At 72.9% G+C, this 16,200-nt stretch carries 16 protein-coding genes; 8 read left to right on the top strand and 8 right to left on the bottom strand.

Annotated features, from left to right (window positions below; genetic code table 11):
- Positions 1-182: 182 nt before the first annotated feature.
- Positions 183-2,066: a Na+/H+ antiporter gene (locus tag VFZ92_RS22435; RefSeq protein ID WP_330877973.1), complete on the bottom strand. Its 1,884-nt coding sequence runs from the start codon at positions 2,064-2,066 to the stop codon at positions 183-185.
- Between the two features lie 79 nt (positions 2,067-2,145).
- Positions 2,146-2,790, bottom strand: coding sequence for a dihydrofolate reductase family protein (locus tag VFZ92_RS22430; protein ID WP_330877972.1), 645 nt, complete (start codon positions 2,788-2,790; stop codon positions 2,146-2,148).
- 188 nt (positions 2,791-2,978) lie between these two features.
- On the opposite strand from VFZ92_RS22430, the gene VFZ92_RS22425 reads away from it, so the two are divergent.
- From VFZ92_RS22425 to VFZ92_RS22415, 3 genes are all read left to right on the top strand, one after another.
- A complete protein-coding gene (locus VFZ92_RS22425; protein ID WP_330877971.1) occupies positions 2,979-3,347 on the top strand; it encodes a YciI family protein in 369 nt (122 codons plus the stop codon).
- Positions 3,344-4,573: an RNA polymerase sigma factor gene (locus tag VFZ92_RS22420; protein ID WP_330877970.1), complete on the top strand. Its 1,230-nt coding sequence runs from the start codon at positions 3,344-3,346 to the stop codon at positions 4,571-4,573. The genes VFZ92_RS22425 and VFZ92_RS22420 overlap by 4 nt, the downstream gene beginning before the upstream one ends.
- 435 nt (positions 4,574-5,008) lie before the next feature.
- Positions 5,009-5,992 (top strand): MucR family transcriptional regulator, encoded by a 984-nt coding sequence (locus VFZ92_RS22415; protein ID WP_330877969.1) that lies wholly within the window; start codon positions 5,009-5,011, stop codon positions 5,990-5,992.
- Here VFZ92_RS22415 and VFZ92_RS22410 read toward each other — a convergent pair.
- On the bottom strand, positions 5,947-6,489 hold the full coding sequence (locus VFZ92_RS22410; protein ID WP_330877997.1) for a PadR family transcriptional regulator: 543 nt from the start codon (positions 6,487-6,489) through the stop codon (positions 5,947-5,949). The genes VFZ92_RS22415 and VFZ92_RS22410 overlap by 46 nt on opposite strands.
- Before the next feature lie 369 nt (positions 6,490-6,858).
- Between VFZ92_RS22410 and VFZ92_RS22405 the strand changes: the two genes are divergently transcribed.
- Both VFZ92_RS22405 and VFZ92_RS22400 read left to right on the top strand, forming a co-directional pair.
- A complete protein-coding gene (locus tag VFZ92_RS22405) occupies positions 6,859-7,494 on the top strand; it encodes a PadR family transcriptional regulator (protein ID WP_330877968.1) in 636 nt (211 codons plus the stop codon).
- Positions 7,491-8,951, top strand: a complete 1,461-nt coding sequence (locus tag VFZ92_RS22400) for an FAD-dependent monooxygenase (RefSeq protein ID WP_330877967.1) — start codon at positions 7,491-7,493, stop codon at positions 8,949-8,951. Before VFZ92_RS22405 ends, VFZ92_RS22400 begins: the two co-directional genes overlap by 4 nt.
- Positions 8,952-9,463: 512 nt before the next feature.
- Here VFZ92_RS22400 and VFZ92_RS22395 read toward each other — a convergent pair.
- Complete coding sequence (locus tag VFZ92_RS22395) at positions 9,464-9,934, bottom strand: VOC family protein (protein WP_330877966.1); 471 nt, start codon at positions 9,932-9,934, stop codon at positions 9,464-9,466.
- Between the two features lie 174 nt (positions 9,935-10,108).
- On the bottom strand, positions 10,109-11,020 hold the full coding sequence (locus VFZ92_RS22390) for an alpha/beta hydrolase (protein WP_330877965.1): 912 nt from the start codon (positions 11,018-11,020) through the stop codon (positions 10,109-10,111).
- A 180-nt stretch (positions 11,021-11,200) separates the two neighbouring features.
- On the opposite strand from VFZ92_RS22390, the gene VFZ92_RS22385 reads away from it, so the two are divergent.
- A complete protein-coding gene (locus VFZ92_RS22385; RefSeq protein ID WP_330877964.1) occupies positions 11,201-12,346 on the top strand; it encodes a hypothetical protein in 1,146 nt (381 codons plus the stop codon).
- A gap of 80 nt (positions 12,347-12,426) precedes the next feature.
- Here the strand turns inward: VFZ92_RS22385 and VFZ92_RS22380 are convergent, their stop codons facing one another.
- A complete protein-coding gene (locus VFZ92_RS22380; protein ID WP_330877963.1) occupies positions 12,427-12,876 on the bottom strand; it encodes an HIT family protein in 450 nt (149 codons plus the stop codon).
- Positions 12,877-12,963: 87 nt separating this feature from the next.
- Between VFZ92_RS22380 and VFZ92_RS22375 the strand changes: the two genes are divergently transcribed.
- The gene (locus VFZ92_RS22375; RefSeq protein ID WP_330877962.1) at positions 12,964-13,452 is read left to right on the top strand and encodes an HAD domain-containing protein; all 489 of its coding nucleotides are present in this window, start codon (positions 12,964-12,966) and stop codon (positions 13,450-13,452) included.
- 74 nt (positions 13,453-13,526) lie between these two features.
- On the opposite strand, the gene VFZ92_RS22370 is transcribed toward VFZ92_RS22375, so the two are convergent.
- Positions 13,527-14,735 carry a PQQ-dependent sugar dehydrogenase gene (locus VFZ92_RS22370; protein ID WP_330877961.1) on the bottom strand — a complete coding sequence of 403 codons (1,209 nt, stop codon included), beginning with the start codon at positions 14,733-14,735 and terminating at the stop codon, positions 13,527-13,529.
- A 213-nt stretch (positions 14,736-14,948) separates the two neighbouring features.
- On the opposite strand from VFZ92_RS22370, the gene VFZ92_RS22365 reads away from it, so the two are divergent.
- Positions 14,949-15,560, top strand: a complete 612-nt coding sequence (locus VFZ92_RS22365) for an ATP-binding protein (RefSeq protein WP_330877960.1) — start codon at positions 14,949-14,951, stop codon at positions 15,558-15,560.
- Between the two features lie 26 nt (positions 15,561-15,586).
- Here the strand turns inward: VFZ92_RS22365 and VFZ92_RS22360 are convergent, their stop codons facing one another.
- Positions 15,587-16,084, bottom strand: coding sequence for a DinB family protein (locus tag VFZ92_RS22360; protein ID WP_330877959.1), 498 nt, complete (start codon positions 16,082-16,084; stop codon positions 15,587-15,589).
- Positions 16,085-16,200 lie beyond the last annotated feature (116 nt).

Here is a 16,200-nt window from a genome sequence, read left to right as displayed (position 1 = left end):
CGGGGCATGGCGGCGGGTAGAGATCACTAGGGCCGAACGGGTGACGAGCGACCGGTTGAGACGAGGTTTGCTCTACTTCCCGTAGTCGAGTTCCGTCCTCTGCGACGCCCGTTCGAGTAGCGGCATGCGCCGTCACGGTGTCCCACCGGCACGCGCCGCTGCCAGAGCCGAGACGGCGCGGATCAGCCCAGCTGCTTGTCCACGAAGCACCACCGCCAGGTCTCGCCCGGTTCGAAGCTGCGCATCACCGGGTGCCGGGTGTCGTGGAAGTGCTGGGCGGAGTGGCGGCCCGGCGAGGAGTCGCAGCACGCCACGGTGCCGCACTTGAGGCACATCCGCAGGTGCACCCACGTCATCCCCTCGGCGACGCAGGCCTGGCAGGCGTCCGGGGAGTCGGGAGCCCTCTCGACCCACTCGTGGGCCAGGTGCTTGCACGACCCGGCCGTGGCCGCAGGCGTGCGCAACTCGCGGCCCTCGACCTCGGGCTCCTCCTCGTGGCGGTCGAGCATCGACTCCTCGATGTCGAGCCGCGCCAGCACGCGGCGCAGGACGTCGTCGTCGGCGCTCCCGCTGTCACGGGCCTTCAGGAACTGCTCGCGCTCCACCTCCAGGAGTTCGAGCCGCAGCCTGCGGTAGGCGTCGCTGGGCGTCTCGGCCAGCGCGCTCTGCCTGCCGAGCCGCTCCCACGCCGAGTCGGAGCGGTTCCGCATCTGGTCGCGGAGGCGCTGGACGATCTCCGGCGGGTCGTCGGGCGTCTGGATCTCCTCCAGCTTCACCAGCGCCGCGCGGGTCATGTCGTGCAGGACGGCCGCCTCCTGGAGCGCGTCCTCGGCCGGGTCGGGACGCGGCAGCCGCAGCCGCCGGATCAGCGGGGGCAGCGTCATGCCCTGGAGGGACAGCGTGCCCGCCACGACGACGAACGCCGCCAGCACGAGCACCGCGCGCTGCGGGGTGTCCGTGGGCAGGATGAACGCCGCGGCGAGCGTGACCACCCCGCGCATCCCCGCCCAGGAGATCACCGCCGAGTAGCGCCACGGCCAGACCTTCCCCCTCGTCCTGCCCGGCATCAGGCGGCGCTGCACGCGTTTCATCGTGCCGATCCCGACCAGCCACACGATCCGCGTGAGGATCGTCGCGCCGAGCACCGCGACGCAGATCCAGGTGAGCATCGCCGTGGACAGGCCGGACTGGTCGACCTCGGTGAGGATCCGCCGCAACTGGAGGCCGATCAGCAGGAAGACGGTGTTCTCCAGCAGGAACGCGATGGTCTGCCAGTTGAGCCTGCTGGCCAGCCGGGTCGAGCCGGAGAGGATCCGCGGGGCCTTGTGCCCCAGGATCAGGCCGGCGATCACCACGGCCAGCACGCCGGAGCCGTGGATCGCCTCGGCCGGGAGGTAGGCGATGAACGGCACCGCGAACGACAGCGCGGTGTCCAGCACGGGCTCGTCGAGCCGGGACCGGACGAACGCGGTCGCGAACCCGACGACCAGTCCGACGGCGATCCCGCCGACCGCCGCGAGCAGGAAGTCGGCGCCGACCTGCCACAGGCTGATCGAACCCGCCAGCGCGGCGATGGCCGTGCGGAGGGCGACCAGCGCCGCCGCGTCGTTGAACAGGCTCTCGGCCTCCAGGAGCCGGGTCAGCTTGCGGGGCATCCCGACCCGTCGGGCGACCGCGCTGGCGGCGACCGCGTCCGGGGGCGCCACGACGGCGCCGAGCGCGATCCCCGCGGCCAGCGGCAGGTCGGGGACCACCGCCCACGCGACCAGGCCGACGCCGACGGCGGTGAACACGACGAGCCCGACCGACATCAGCCCGATCGCCCCGCGGTTCCTCCGGAAGTCGACCAGCGACGTCTGGATGGCCGCCGAGTACAGCAGCGGGGGGAGCAGCCCGAGCAGCACCACCTCGGGGTCGAGGTGGTACTCGGGCACCCCCGGCAGGTAGGACGCGACGACGCCCACGGCGATCAGGCACAGGGGTGCGGACCAGTCCAATCTCCGCGCCACGGCGCTGACGACCAGGACGGTCACGACCAGGGCCACTATCTCCACCGCGATGTGCACGGGGTAATCCTCACCCGAACCGCCGCGGCGGCGCACCGCCGGGTCCGGTGGGTGGAACCGGACCCGGCTCGCCGCGCGCCTACCGCCGCCAGAAGAGGTGGTGCACGACGCCGCTCGGGCTCGGCACGCGTTCCAGGTGGAACCGGTCGGTCAGCTCGTCCGGGCTGTCCCAGAGCCGCAGGCCGCCGCCGAGTTCGCACGGGGCGACCGCGATGTGCATCTCGTCGACCAGGTCCGCGTCGAGGAACTCCCGGACGGTGGTCACGCCGCCGCCGATGCGCACGTCCCGGCCCTCCGCGGCGGCCTTCGCCCGCTCCAGCGCGGCGTGCGGCGTCGCGTCGAGGAAGTGGAACGTCGTGTCGCCGAGCGTGAACGACGGTCGCTCGTGGTGGGTCAGGACGAAGACGGGGGTGTGGAACGGGGGCTCCTCGCCCCACCAGCCCTTCCACCCGTGGTTCCGCCACGGGCCGCGGACCGGGCCGAACTTGTTGCGCCCCATGATCTCGGCACCGATGTTGTGGGTGAAGTCGCGGGTCATGCGGTCGTCCAGGCCCCTGGTGCCGCCGGGATCGGTGCGGTTGACCCAGCTGGCCGTCGCGCCCGCCCAGGCGAACAGGTCGCCGGGGTCCGCGTGGCCGAAGGGGCGCTCGGCGCTCTGCGCCTCGCCCGCCCCGATCCCGTCCCTGGTGACGCTGAAGCAGTGGACCCTGGTCCGCTGGGTCATGGCCGATCCCTTCGTCGTCGGTCCGGCGTGATCGCCATGCCCCCTGGTCGTCACCGCCGCACCCGGCACGACAGCGGCGGCCGAGGAACCGGGGGAAGATGTCGGCCGCGTGGTGTCGTGTCCGCCGGATCGGTGACGACCCCCTGGTGAACCGCCACGAGGGGCGGCCCACCTACCAGGAGGTAGCGGTGAAGTACTTGATCCTGATGCAGGTCGACCCCGAGGTGCTGGAGCGGCTCACCGACGAGCAGCAGAGGCGGATCGGTGACGGGCACGCCGCGTTCACGGCCGCCACCAAGGAACGCGGTGAGTTCATCGCGACCCAGGCCCTGGCCGACCCCAGCCGGTCGAAGGTCGTCCGCGCCACCGGCGGGCAGCCCGAGGTGACCGACGGCCCGTTCGTCGAGAGCAAGGAGTTCATGGGCGGCTTCTACCTCGTCGACGTCGAGGACGAGGCGCGAGCGGTGGAGCTGGCCAAGCAGATCCCCGACGCGATGATCCCCGGCCTGGCCCTGGAACTGCGGCCGGTGATGTTCTCCGACCTGGGGGACGGGTGACCGCTGCGCCCGCGCCGGGCGGGGACCTGTGGCGCGAACTCACGCGGCAGGTCCTCGCCCGGCTGCTGCGCGCCCACGGCAGCGCCCGGTTCGACCTGTGCGAGGACGCCGTCCAGGAGGCGCTCCTCCAGGCGCACCAGCAGTGGCCCGCGCGGTACCCCGACGACCCGCTGGGCTGGCTCACCGTGACCGCTCGCCGTCGCTACGCCGACCAGGCCCGCGGCGACGCCCGACGCCGGGACCGCGAGGTCCGCACCGCGCTGGCATCGCCCCCGGAGGGGTCGGAGGCCGTCCAGACCGACGACTCGCTGCTGGTCCTGCTGCTGTGCTGCCACCCCGACCTGCCGCGCGCCGGGCAGGTGGCGCTGACCCTGCGGGCGGTCGCCGGGCTGACCACCGCCCAGATCGCCACCGTCCACCAGGTCCCCGAGGCCACCATCGCCCAGCGGATCACGCGGGCCAAGCGCCGCGTCTCCCAGCTCGGCCTGCCGCTCCCGCCGCCCGCTCCCACCCCCGAGCGGATCACGGCCGTGCTCGACGTGCTCTACCTGATGTTCACCGAGGCCCACCACACGACCACCGGCGCACCACCCCGCGACGCGGACCTCGCCGCCGAGGCGATCCACCTGACCAGGCTCCTGCTGCGCGGCCTCCCCGACTCCACCGAGATCACCGGTCTGCTGGCCCTGATGCTGCTCACCGAGGCCCGCCACCCGGCCAGGGTCGGACCGGACGGACTCCTCAGACCGCTCGACGAGCAGGACCGGGCGCTCTGGGACCGGGGGCTGATCAGCGAGGGGATCGACCTGGTCCAGCGGGCCGCCCCCGGTGCCGATCCCGGCCCCTACCTGCTCCAGGCCTGCATCGCGGCCCTGCACGCGGAGGCCCCCGACACCGGGGCGACGGACTGGGCCGAGATCCTCGCGCTCTACCGGCTCCTCGAACTCGTGACCGGCCACGCCAACCCCACGATCACCCTCAACCGCATCGTCGCGCAGGCCATGGTCAGCGGGCCCGACGTCGCCCTCGCCCACGTCGACGCGCTGGGGTCCCAGCACCCCCGCCTGCCCAGGCTCGACGCCGTCCGCGCCCACCTGCTGGAGCGGGCGGGCAGGACCGACGGCGCGGCGGACGCCTACCGCCGCGCCATCGCCACCACCGTCAACCTGGCCGAGCGGCAGCACCTCAGGCACCGCCTGCGCCGTCTCACCAGCGCGGACACGTAGAGGGCGGCACCCGTGGCCCGCCGGGGGGTGCCTGGCGGGCCACGGGTCGTGGGCGGGATCAGCCGGTGACGTTCTTCAGCCCGCGGGGCTGGTGGTCATCGGCCTTGAGGCCTAGGACAGCGTGCGGTAGGTCGTGCCGCGCGGGCTTCCGAGGAGTCGCGGATCTACGTCGGCCGGGCCACGGGGAGCTGCCTGGACCACAGCCTCGACGTGGGCCTGCGCACCTGCGCGTGCGACGGGATGTCGTACCAGCGGTGGACGGTGCGCTTCCTCGCCGACGGCACCCGCCAGCTCCGCGGCCACGCCACCGGGAGGCGGTGCCGGCCCGCACGCCCTGACCGCCCGCGGCTTCGGCGACCGGCGCGGGTGTGGTGCGGGCCCTTTACGGTCGACGACCGCTGACCTAGTCTCAGTGTGACTAGTGGAGGTGCCGTCGTGACCGTGGCCGAGCACGTGCCGGTCGGATCGGTCGTGCAGGTGGGCGACCGGGTCCTGTGCCACCTGTGCGGCCGCTGGTTCAAGTCCGTCCTCGCGCACCTGCGTTCGCACGGCTGGGACGAGCTCTCCTACCGCGAGGCCTTCGGGCTGGAGCGGACCGCGTCCCTGGAGGGGGAGAGCACCCGGCGGCGGCGCGCCGAGGCGTTGCGGCGGCGGCGCGCCACCGACCCGGTCGTGCGGGCGTGGTGCGAGAAGGGCGTGCGGCGGGCCCGTTCCGGTGCGCTGACCGAGGCCGCCGCCCAGGCCGCTCGGGGGCGCAAGCACCCCGAGCAGCGTCGTCGCAAGACCCTGCGGGCGCTCGCCGCCGTCTCCCAGCAGGCGCGCACCGAGGGCGTCCGACGGCACGCGCTCGACCGGCTGCGCACGGTCGCCGCGAAGGCCGCCGCCGATTCGGGATTTCCCGACATCGGGGCGCTGGTCACCGACCGGGTCCTCGCGGGCCGCAGCCTGGCCGCGATCAGCCGTGAGGCCGGGCTGCACAAGGACTGGCTGTCGCGCCACCTCGCGGTCGTCGACCCGGACACCGCGGGCGTCGTCGCCGAGCACGCCCGCGTCCTGCGGCTCGACGCCCCGTGGCTGCCGGTCCTCGCCGACCTCGGTTTCGCGAGCGTGCCGGAGTACCTGCGCGACCGCCACGTGCGGTCGGCCCGGTCGGTGCAGGCCATCGCGGCGGAGACCGGCCTGAGCCGCACGGCCGTGCGGACCGCGTTGGCCAGGCACGGTGTCACCCGCGTTCCGCACGCGACCTCGCGCCGCCACGTCCAGGACCGGGCGGCCTCCGTGGCGGCCCGGTTCGGGTTCGCCGACGTCGCCGCGTACCTCGCCGACCGCCGCGCGGCCGACCTGAGCTGGAAGGCCATCGCGGCGGAGTGCGGTCAGTCGGAGTCCTGGGTCCGCAGGCGTGCCGGCTTGCTCCGCTGACGGTCGGCCGCCAGGTCCTCGACGAACCGCAGCGCCGCGGTCGCGTTGACGTGGCGCCACGACAGCAGCACCGCGTCGAACCCCTCGCGCTGATCGGCCTCGATGGCCGCCACGACCCGGCGCAGCACGGCGCGTTGGCCGAGCAGGAGCCCGCACGGGTCGAGCCCGCGCCGGTGCAGCAGCGCCAACTTGACCAGCAGGTGCGACCGGAGCAGCCGGACGTGCTCGGCGGGCTGCCCGAGCCACTCGTCCACGCGGTCCCGGCCGGTGGCCGTGATGGCGTAGACGGTCCTCTGCGGACCGGGCCCGGACTCCACGGTCGCCGGGGCGATCAGCTCCGCGTCCTCCAGCCGCCCCAGCGCCCGGTAGACCATCGGCCGGGGCACCGCCCACACCCGCCCCACCGCGCCGTCGGCCGCGGTGAGCGAGGCGATGGCGAAACCGTGCCGCGGTCCTTCGCACAGCAGCGCGAGCACCGTCCACTCCGGCAGCGCCATCTCCACGAGGCGAGCCTAACCGGCACGACACCGCCCGGTCGCCGACCACGGCTCGGGGCGGGCTGAGGGTCTTCTGCGCGCCGAGGAGCCCGGTGCCGTCCCTCGCGGGACGCGGCAGTGGCCCGCGGTGAAGTCGGAAGCGCCGGTGACCAGGACGGTGTCGGGTGTTGCGGGGTCATGGGTCTCTCATCCGGGCATGGTCGCCGCTGGGAACCGACTGCTGGACGGGTGGTCCACATAGATCGGTACTGATCAGTAGTGAACTAGCGCTGGTCGGTCGGCTCAGGTGTGCGTGCCGCGTCGCGGTCCCACCTTGACAGCGCTCGCTCGGATCCGAATACTCGGAACCGAGCGATTGGAGACGAGCGAATGAGCACGAGCAACAGCCGAGTGCTGTCCAACCCGCTGGGTCTGGCGGTGCTGGGGCTGCTGATGGAGTCGCCGACGCACCCCCACGCCATGGCCGCGACCCTGCGGGAACGCGGCATGGACCGGGTGTTCAAGGTGACCACCGGCTCCCTGTACGACGTGGTCAGGACGTTGCAGAGGATCGAGTGGATCGAGGCTCGGGAGACGGTCCGCGTCGGTGCCCGACCGGAGCGGACGATCTACCAGCACACCGCCCTGGGACGTGCGGAGTTCGTGCGCTGGGTGGACGAACTGGTCCGCACCCCGGCCGACGAGTACCCGAAGTTCCTGGCCGCGGTCAGCTACCTCGGCGCGCTCGGACCGGACGGCGCCGCGGCCGCGCTGCGGGAGCGGGCCGAGCGGGTCCGCACGTCCTTGGCGGAGATCCGGCAGGAGCACCGGAGGGTGCTGGAGGCGGGTGAGGTGCCGCGCCTGTTCGTGGTGGAGACCGAGTACGCGGTGCGGATGCTGGAGGCCGAGCTGGGCTGGGTCGAGGAGATCACCGCCGACATCACGACCGGCAGGCTGGCCTGGCCGGAGCCGGTGACCGGCTGGATCCACACCGAGTCGCGGCACCCCGGAACGGAGGAGCGGTGACCGTCCTGGTGGCAGGCGCTGGACCGGCAGGGTTGGTGCTGGCGGCGGAACTCGCGCTGGCGGGGGTCGAGGTGGAGGTGGTGGACCGGCTGCCGCGGCGGTCGCCGTTCTGCCGCGGGTTCACCCTCAACGCCCGCAGCCTGGAACTGCTGGACCGGCGCGGCGTCGTGGACCGCTTCCTGGCGGAGGGCCCGACGGTCCCGTACGGCATGTTCGCCGATCCGAGCAGGCCCCTGGACCTGACCGCCATGGACACCGATCACGCCTACGTGCTCGGGATCGCGCAGACCAGGGTCGAGGAACTCCTGGAGGAGTGGCTGGCCGAGCTGGGAGTGGTGGTGTCCTGGGGGCACGAGGTGATCGCCCTCGACCAGGACGGTGACGGGGTCGACGTGACCGTCCGGGTCGGTGGCGAGCACGAGCGCAGGCGGGTCCGGTACCTCGCCGGCTGCGACGGCAGCCGCAGCGTCGTGCGCGGGCTCGCGGGCATCGGCTTCCCCGGCACGCCGGCCACCACGTTCGGCCTGCTGGCCGACGTGGAACTGGCCGATCCCACGGCCCTGCCGTTCGGTGTGACCGGCACCGTGTTCGTGATCCCGCGACCCGGCTACGTGCGGATCGTGCTCGACGAGCCGGCCCCGCCCGCCGACAGCCACGCCCCTGTCCGCCTGGACTACTTCCAGCAGGTGCTGAACGACGCGCTCGGCCGCCCGGTGCGACTGCGCGACCCGCGCTGGCTCACCCGGTTCTCCGACGCGGCCAGGCAGGCGGACCGCTACGTCGCGGGCCGGGTCGTGCTGGCCGGGGACGCCGCGCACATCCACCCGCCCGCGGGGGCGGTGGGGGTGAACGTCGCGCTGGCGGACGCGGTCAACCTCGGCTGGAAGCTGGCCGCCACCGCGCTCGGCCGCGCGCCGGACGGGCTGCTCGACACCTACCACTCCGAGCGGCACGAGGTCGGCGCACGCGTGCTGCGGACCACCCGCGCCCAGATGGTCCTCGGGCGCCACGACCCCGACCTCGACCCGGTCCGGGAGCTGTTCGGGGAACTCACCGACCTGCCGGCGGCCAACACCCACCTCGCGGAGCTGGCCACCGGGGTGAGCACCCGCTACGACCCCCGCATCCCCGGCGACCACCCGTGGCTGGGCAAGCTCGCACCGAACCTGGCGCTGGTCGCGGACGGCGTGCGCACCAGCGTCGCCGAACTGCTCCGTCCCGCCCGCCCGCTGCTCCTGCACCTCGGCGACCGCACCCCGCCGACCCACGCGGACGCCGGGGTGGACGCCGGGGTCGACGTCCACCACGCCCGCTGCCCCGAACACCCCGAACTCGACGGGCTCCTCATCCGCCCCGACGGGCACACCGCCTGGATCTCCACCACGACCGACCCGCAACCCGCCAGCACCCTCACCGCCGCCTGGTCGACCTGGTTCGGCACCCTGCTCGCCCGCTGAGCCCCGCACCGCGGACCGACCTCGGGGGCGGAGGCGACCATTCGCCGTCCCCGAGCGGTAGTAGCGGCAAGGCGGTGGGTGATGAGGGCTCGGTGGACGTACCTGAGGGGTTCGAGGAGTTCGTGGCCGGGGCATCGCCGCGTCTGCCGCGCACGGCGCACCTGGTGCAGGCGGCGCTGACGAAGGCGTGGCTGTCGTGGCGGCGGGTGCGGGGCGACCCGGAGCCGTACGTGCGCCGGATCATGGTCACCACCCGCGCCGTCGACGTCGACCACCACACCAACGACGAGAGCGCGCTGAGCGTGGTGTTCTCGGTCGACGGGGAGTCGGCAACCACCACCACAGCCGCCAGGGCGTCGTCGACGGTTCCGGCTACGACCCGGCAGGCGTCGTTCCGGGGGAGCCGGTCGAGATCGAGGTCGTGCCGGAAGGGGCGCGCGGCGACCGGGTGGCGTTGCTGGTGGAACGGGACTGAGGGCGGCCACTGGTCCAGGCCGGGTCGCCCGGCGGTGTCACGTGGTCGACTGGGCCAGCGCGACGAGGATGCCCGCGGGGCCGCGGAGGTAGCAGAGCCGGTAGCTGTTCTCGTACCGCACCAGCTCGCCGAGGAGTTCGGCTCCGTGGGGCCGCAGGCGGTCGAGGACGTCGTCGATGTCGTCGACGGCGAACATGACGCGGTGCGCGCCCAGCGTGTTCGCCGGGGCGTGCGGGTCACCGCCCCGGATCGCGGGCGAGTGGTACTTGGTCAGCTCCAGCCGCCCGTGGCCGTCGGGGGTGCGCATCATCGCGATGTCCGACCGGACCCCCTCAAGCCCGACGAGCCGGTCCACCTCACCGCCCTCGACCGTCGCCTCGCCCTCCAGTTCCAGTCCGAGTTCGACGAAGAACGCCACGGCGGCCGCGAGGTCGTCGACGACGACGGCGACGTTGTCCAACCGCTGGACCGTTCCCCGTCGAGCGCCCTGCGGTTCGGTGCCGGTCATGGTGATCCCTCCTCCGGGACGCGTGTGCGTGTTCGGCTGACGTCCGGCTCAGCCTCTCGCGCGGCCACCCGTTCGTCCAATGACAATGGTGGTGGGTGGGGGGAGTCGATCGGCCCACCGGTGAGGTTCCGGCAACGACGGGAACCGCACGGGCCGACGGTCGTGCTGATCGGCCTACCCCGCGGCCGTGTGGTCGGCGACGAGGTCCGCGATCCGCTCGGGCAGTCCTGGTGAGAACAGGTTGTGGCCCATGCCCTCGATGACGTGCAGCCGCGCACCGGGCACCTGTGCGGCCAGCGCCTCGGCGTGCGCGGTGGCGAAGATGGGGTCCTCGGTGCCGTGGATCACCAGCGTGGGCGCCGTGATGGTGGACAGCGGTACGAGTCGCTCGGCGGTGAACCGGCGGCCCGCGAGGTCGTGGTTGGCCGCCGCGGCGGGATCGTGGGCCCGCTGGTGCGAGCGTTCGACGAACCGCCGCACCGCGGGCTCGTCGAACGGCAGGACCTCGCCGTTGAGCACCCGCCAGGTCCGCAGTTCCGCGTCGAGGCGCTGTTCCGGGGTCGTGCGGGGCGCTCGCGCGGATTCCGCCAGGTGGTGGAGGAACCGGGGCGTCGGCGGCGGCAGCTCGTCCGGCGAGGCGGGTTGACCGGCCATGGCCCGTGCCCAGGCCGGTCCGGGGTTGTTGCCCATGGGGGAGGTCATGATCGTGGTCAGGGTCCGGACCCGTGCCCCGTGGTGCACCGCCAGCCACTGGCCGATCGCGCCGCCCAGGGAGAGGCCGACCACGTGCGCCCGGTCGATGCCGTGCCCGTCGAGCACGGCCAGCGCGTCGGCGACCATGTCCGCCAGCGTGTACGGGTTCGCGCTGAAGTCGACGCGGTCCGAACGACCGGTGTCGCGGTGGTCGAAGCGGATGACCTGGCGGCCGGCGCGGACGAGGCGCGCGACCAGTTCGTCCGGCCAGCCGATGCCCTGGGTCGAGGTGCCCATGACGAGCAGGACACCGGGATCTCCGCGGTCGCCGAACCGCTCGGTCCACAGCCGCGGACCGCTGGACGTCACGTACTTCTCCTCGCCGCTCACCACGCGTCGAACGATAGGCAGCCGGTGCCGCCGAACTCGCGGCCACCACCTCTGCTCTCCCCGGCACGGCCTGGGACAATGACACGGTCGCCGCGGACGAGCCGGTCGGGCTCGACGCGGGCCCGCCTGCCGGACGACCGCCGCCCGCCGTAACGTGCGTCGCCCCTGGGCCGACAACGAGAGGTGAGCACGTCGGTGCCGGACGACCGGCCGGTCAAGCTGGTGAACGTCGGCACGGGGCAGGTCCTGGAGGCCGGTCCGGGTGGCACGCTGGCCGACACCTGGCGCCGGTCCGCGAACGACGCGTCCCAGCGGTGGCGGTTCAGCCGGGTCGACGGCCGCGAACACCTGTGGGAACTGACGAACGTCGACACCCGTGCGAGCCTGACCGAGGACCTGACGCTGGCCGCCGACGGGGTGACCGGCCGGTGGCGCGTGATCCCGGTGGGGGAGCAGGAGTTCGCCGTCGTCTCGGCCGCGAGCGGTCGAGCGTTGAGCAGCGCCGTCGACGACTCGTCGTACTACCACGACCCCCGGCAGCGCTGGAGGATCACGGCCGGCAACGCCGAACGCCCGACGCGCGCGGTGTTCACGCTGGTGCGCGACGAAGAGGTCTTCCTGCCGATCTGGTTGCGCTACTACAGCCGGTTCTTCGCACCGGGGGACATCCACGTGCTCGACCACGGCGGCGCCGACCGGTTCGCCGACGAGTACGGGTTCACCCGGATCGCGGTCGACCAGCCCGTGTTCGGCGCGGAGTGGCAGCGGGAGACCGTCCAGCGCCACCAGCACGACCTGCTCGACCGCTACGACGTCGTGCTGTTCGCCGACGCCGACGAGATCATCGCTCCGGAGCCCTACACCGGCGACCTGGGCGACTACCTCGACAACGTCGACGAGGACTTCGTGACCTGCCAGGGGTACGAAGTCCTGCACCTCACCGACGGCGAACCGGCGTTCGACCCCGAGCGGCCCGTGCTGGCGCAGCGGACGCACTGGTACCGCAACGAGATGTACTCGAAGTCGCTGATCGCGCGAGCCCCGTCGTTGTGGAACCCCGGATTCCACCAGCGACTCGACCAGCGCACGAACGTCGACCCGCTGCTGCACCTGCTGCACCTGCACCGGATGGACTACGACATCTGCCTGGACCGCCACAAGAACCGCGCGGCCTTCCCCCGCGCGGAGAAGGACCGCGCGCGGGGCTGGGGCTACCAGAACCGGATCACCGACCCGGACGGCTTCCGCGAGTGGTTCTACCAGGACAGCAGCGGCGGAGGCGCCATCCGGCCCGAGGAGATCCCGTCCCGCTGGCGCACCGTCGTCTGAGCACGGCTGGTCGGATGAGCACGGCTGGTCGGACGAGGACGGTGACGGCGTCGCCCGGCGGCACGGGCGGAGGTCACCGGTCAGCCCGTCGACGCGATGGCGTCCTTGATGGCTAGCGCGTCGCCGTCGAGGAGGACCCTCTCGCGCTCCGACGACTCGGCGTTGAGCGTCCAGCCGTCTCCCGCGTAGCGGGGGATGACGTGGAGGTGGAAGTGGAAGACCGTCTGGAAGGCGACCTCGCCGTCGCAGAGGAGCATGTTGATCCCCTCGCAGCCCATGCTCGAACGTCGCAGGGCTCGTGCCATGTCACGACCGACCGACCAGACGTGCGCGCTCGTGGCTCCGTCGAGGTCTTCGAGGCCCGCCGCGTGCTCGCGGGGCACGACGAGGAGGTGGCCGGGCGTGACGGGGTTCAGGTCCATGAAGACGACCACGGTGTCGTCTTCGTGCACCACACTGGCCTCGGCCCGTCGCGCCGCGATGGCGCAGAAGACGCACTCCCGCGCTGCCGGTGTTCCGTTCCGCGTCATGCGCGCAATGGTCCCCGGTGAACGAGACGGGCGCGATCCGGTTGTTGCCTGCCTGGTGTGCGAGCGGCTGGGTACGCTGCCGGCACCATGCGACGGCCTTTGCTGTTCCTCGATGTCGACGGGCCGTTGATCCCGTTCGGCGGAAGTGCGCGGGAGTACCCGGTATCCAGTGGTGTCGAGTCGTCCAACCCGTTGCTCGCTCGGGTCAACCCGGCGCTCGGGCCGCGACTGCTGGCGCTCGGTTGCCACCTCGTCTGGGCCACCACCTGGATGGACGAGGCCAACGAGTGCGTCAGCCCGCTGCTGGGCCTGCCCGCGCTGCCGGTGGTCACGTGGCCGGACTTCCCCGAGGACGGTCACGACGCCAGGACCGGGCTGCACTGGAAGACCAGGGGAATCGTCGTGCGCGCGGCCGGTCTTCCCTTCGTGTGGATCGACGACGAAACCACTGACGTCGACCGGACATGGGTGGCGCACCACCACTCCGGGCCCGCGCTGCTCCACACCGTCAGTCCCGGCGACGGTCTCACGAACGACGACGTCGACACCATCGCCAACTGGCTCGAAGCGAACTGACCGAGCGCGCCTGCACGGAGACCGCGCACCGCCGGGGACGGCCGTCCCCGGCGGTGCTGGGACTCAGCGGCCGCCTAGGGCTGGACGCGTTCGAACCGCACCCTGCTCATGGCTCCGGGGAGGTCGCTGAGCACGTACAGCTCACCGTGCACGTCGGTGTCGATCGCGGACGGCTGGGTGGGGAAGTTGCCGATCGTGGCGGTGTCGTAGCCGCCGCCCGCCTTGGGGCGCACGGCGAACACGCGGGTCGAGCAGTAGTCGCTCGCGACGTAGGTCCCCCGCGCCTCCGGGGTGCGGGAGCCCCGGTACACGACGCCGCCGGTCACCGAGCAGTTGTCGTTGTAGTGGTCGTACTCGAAGACCGGGTCGGTGTACTTCACGCCCGGCCTGCACTGCTGCGGGTCGAACACGGGGGTGCCCTCCCGGCAGGACCAGCCCAGGTTCGCGCCGCCCTGCGACGGGCGGATGTGGTTGATCTCCTCGACCAGGCCCTGGCCGACGTCGCCGATCCACAGCGAGCCGTCGACCGGGTCGATGGAGAACCGCCACGGGTTGCGCAGACCGTAGAGCCAGATCTCCGGTCGGGCGCCCGGCACGCGGACGAACGGGTTGCCGGAGGGCACGCAGTAGAGCTTCGTCCCGCAGGTGCGGTTGACGTCGATCCGCACGATCTTGCCGAGCAGGGTGCCGAGGTCCTGGCCGGACTTGTACGGGTCGTTCGCGTGGCCGCCGTCGCCGGTCGACCAGTAGAGGTAGCCGTCGCGGCCGAACGCCACCTGCCCGCCGTTGTGGTTGCCGTACTCGGCGTGCTCCTGGGTGAGCAGCACCTGCGTCCGGTCAGCGGCGCCGATGGGCACGCGCGCCAGGGTCAGCGCGCCCGCGGGCAGGCTCGTGTAGGCCACGTAGAGGATTCCGGTCCTGGCGAAGTTCGGCGCGGGCGTGATGCCGAGGAGGCCGCGCTCGTTGTCCGAGGTGTCGATGCGGTCGCTCAGGTCGAGCACCGGTTCGGCCGCCAGGCCGGTGTCGGGGTGGTAGGAGCGGACGGTGCCGTCCTTCTCCGCGATCAGCATCCGGCCGTCCGGCAGTCCGGTGATCGCGATCGGACGCCGCAGGCCGGACGCCACCTGCTCGGACACGACGGTCAGTTCGGTCAGCGGCACCGCGGGTGGTGTGCCTGCCGCGGCGGTGCCGCCCACCGCCAACGAGGGCGACAGGAACGCGGACAGGGAGAGAACGAGCAGGCAGGCCAGCAGGGTGGCCGGGCGACAACGCCGTCGCAGCATGGGTGGGCTCCTCGAGCAGGGGTGACGGGCACGTTCTGGGAGCGCTCCCAACGTAGCGCGACTCGCCGGCCGCAGCCAGCCGCCGTCTTGGCTCCGCGGCCGGGGTCCGCCGGCGCGTTCGACTATCGTGGCGGTGCGGACCGCCGGGTCGAGGTCCCTCCCGGCAGCCCGTTCGCGTGTCGGACCGTTCCGCGTGATCCGGGGAGCAAGCTCGTGCCGCAGCGTTTCCACCCGTCGCACCAGGAGCCTCCTCCCGACGCCGCCCGCGGTGCCGAACTCCTCCTGATGGTCGGGCTCCCCGGCGCCGGGAAGACCACCCGTGCCGGGGAACTCGCCGCCGCGCACCGCGCGCTGCGGCTGACCCCGGACGAGTGGATGATCCCCCTGTTCGACGGGTCGCAGCCCGACGGCAAGCGCGACCTGCTCGAAGGACGGCTCATCTCGCTGGCGTTGCAGGCGTTGAGGGTGGGGACCGGCGTCGTGCTCGACTTCGGGCTCTGGGGCCGCGACGAGCGGTCGGCGCTGCGCTGGCTGGCGACGTCGGTCGGAGCGTCCTGCCGAGTGGTCTACCTGCCCGTGGACGAGGACGTCCAACGCGCCCGGATCGCACACCGCCGGGAAACCGCTCCGCACAGCACGTTCCCGATGGCCGACGCCGACGTCGACGCGTGGCGACAGCGGTTCCAGGCCCCGGACGCCGGGGAACTGCGCGGCGACCGACCGGTTCCGGCGCCTCCACCGGGGTGGACCGGTTGGCCGGAGTGGGCCGTCGACCGCTGGCCGTCGCTCGACCTGGCACCCGCGTTCCCACCCCGCCCCCCGTAGCCGCTGCCCGGCGTGGCCGCGGGGCGCTACCCGTCGAGGAGCTGTTCGCGCAGGATGTCCGCGTGTCCGCAGTGCTGGGCCAGCTCGCGCAGCACGTGGAGGTACACCCAGCGCAGCGGGAGCGGGCCGCGGCGGTTGCCGTGGACCAGGTCGTCCAGCGCCAACGACGAGGTCGCGCGGCGGGACGCCTCGCACGCGGCCCGGTGCGCCTCCCGGACGGTGGCGATGGTGTCCTCGTCGTCGAGGACGAACGACTCGTCCGGCGTCGCGGGGATGCCGATCTCGGCGCGCGACCGGCGGGTGACGGCCTCGTCGAACCACACCTTCTCGACGAAGGTCGCGTGCTTCACCAGGCCCAGCAGCGTGGTCCGGGACGCCACCAGCGACCGGCGGGCCTGCTCCTCGGTCAGCCCGTCCAGGCAGCGGTCGAGTGCCTCGCGGTGCTCGTCCAGGAAGGCGTCGAACTGGATGCGGACCTGCTGGTCCACCACGTCTTCGGTGGACGTCGCCGGGTGGGGGGACATGCGCGGAGCATCCCAGACCGGCGCCGGCCGCCCGGACGGCCCCCGACGCGGCGGGCTTTTAGACCGTGGTCGAAACGCGTCACCGACCCGGCTCCCCGGTGGGACAGTTCGCGGAC

It is taken from the genome of Umezawaea sp. (assembly GCF_036375055.1).
In the GTDB taxonomy this organism is placed as follows: Bacteria; Actinomycetota; Actinomycetes; order Mycobacteriales; family Pseudonocardiaceae; genus Umezawaea.
Note: the sequence above shows the minus strand (reverse complement) of the source record. Positions and strands in the feature narration are given on the sequence as shown.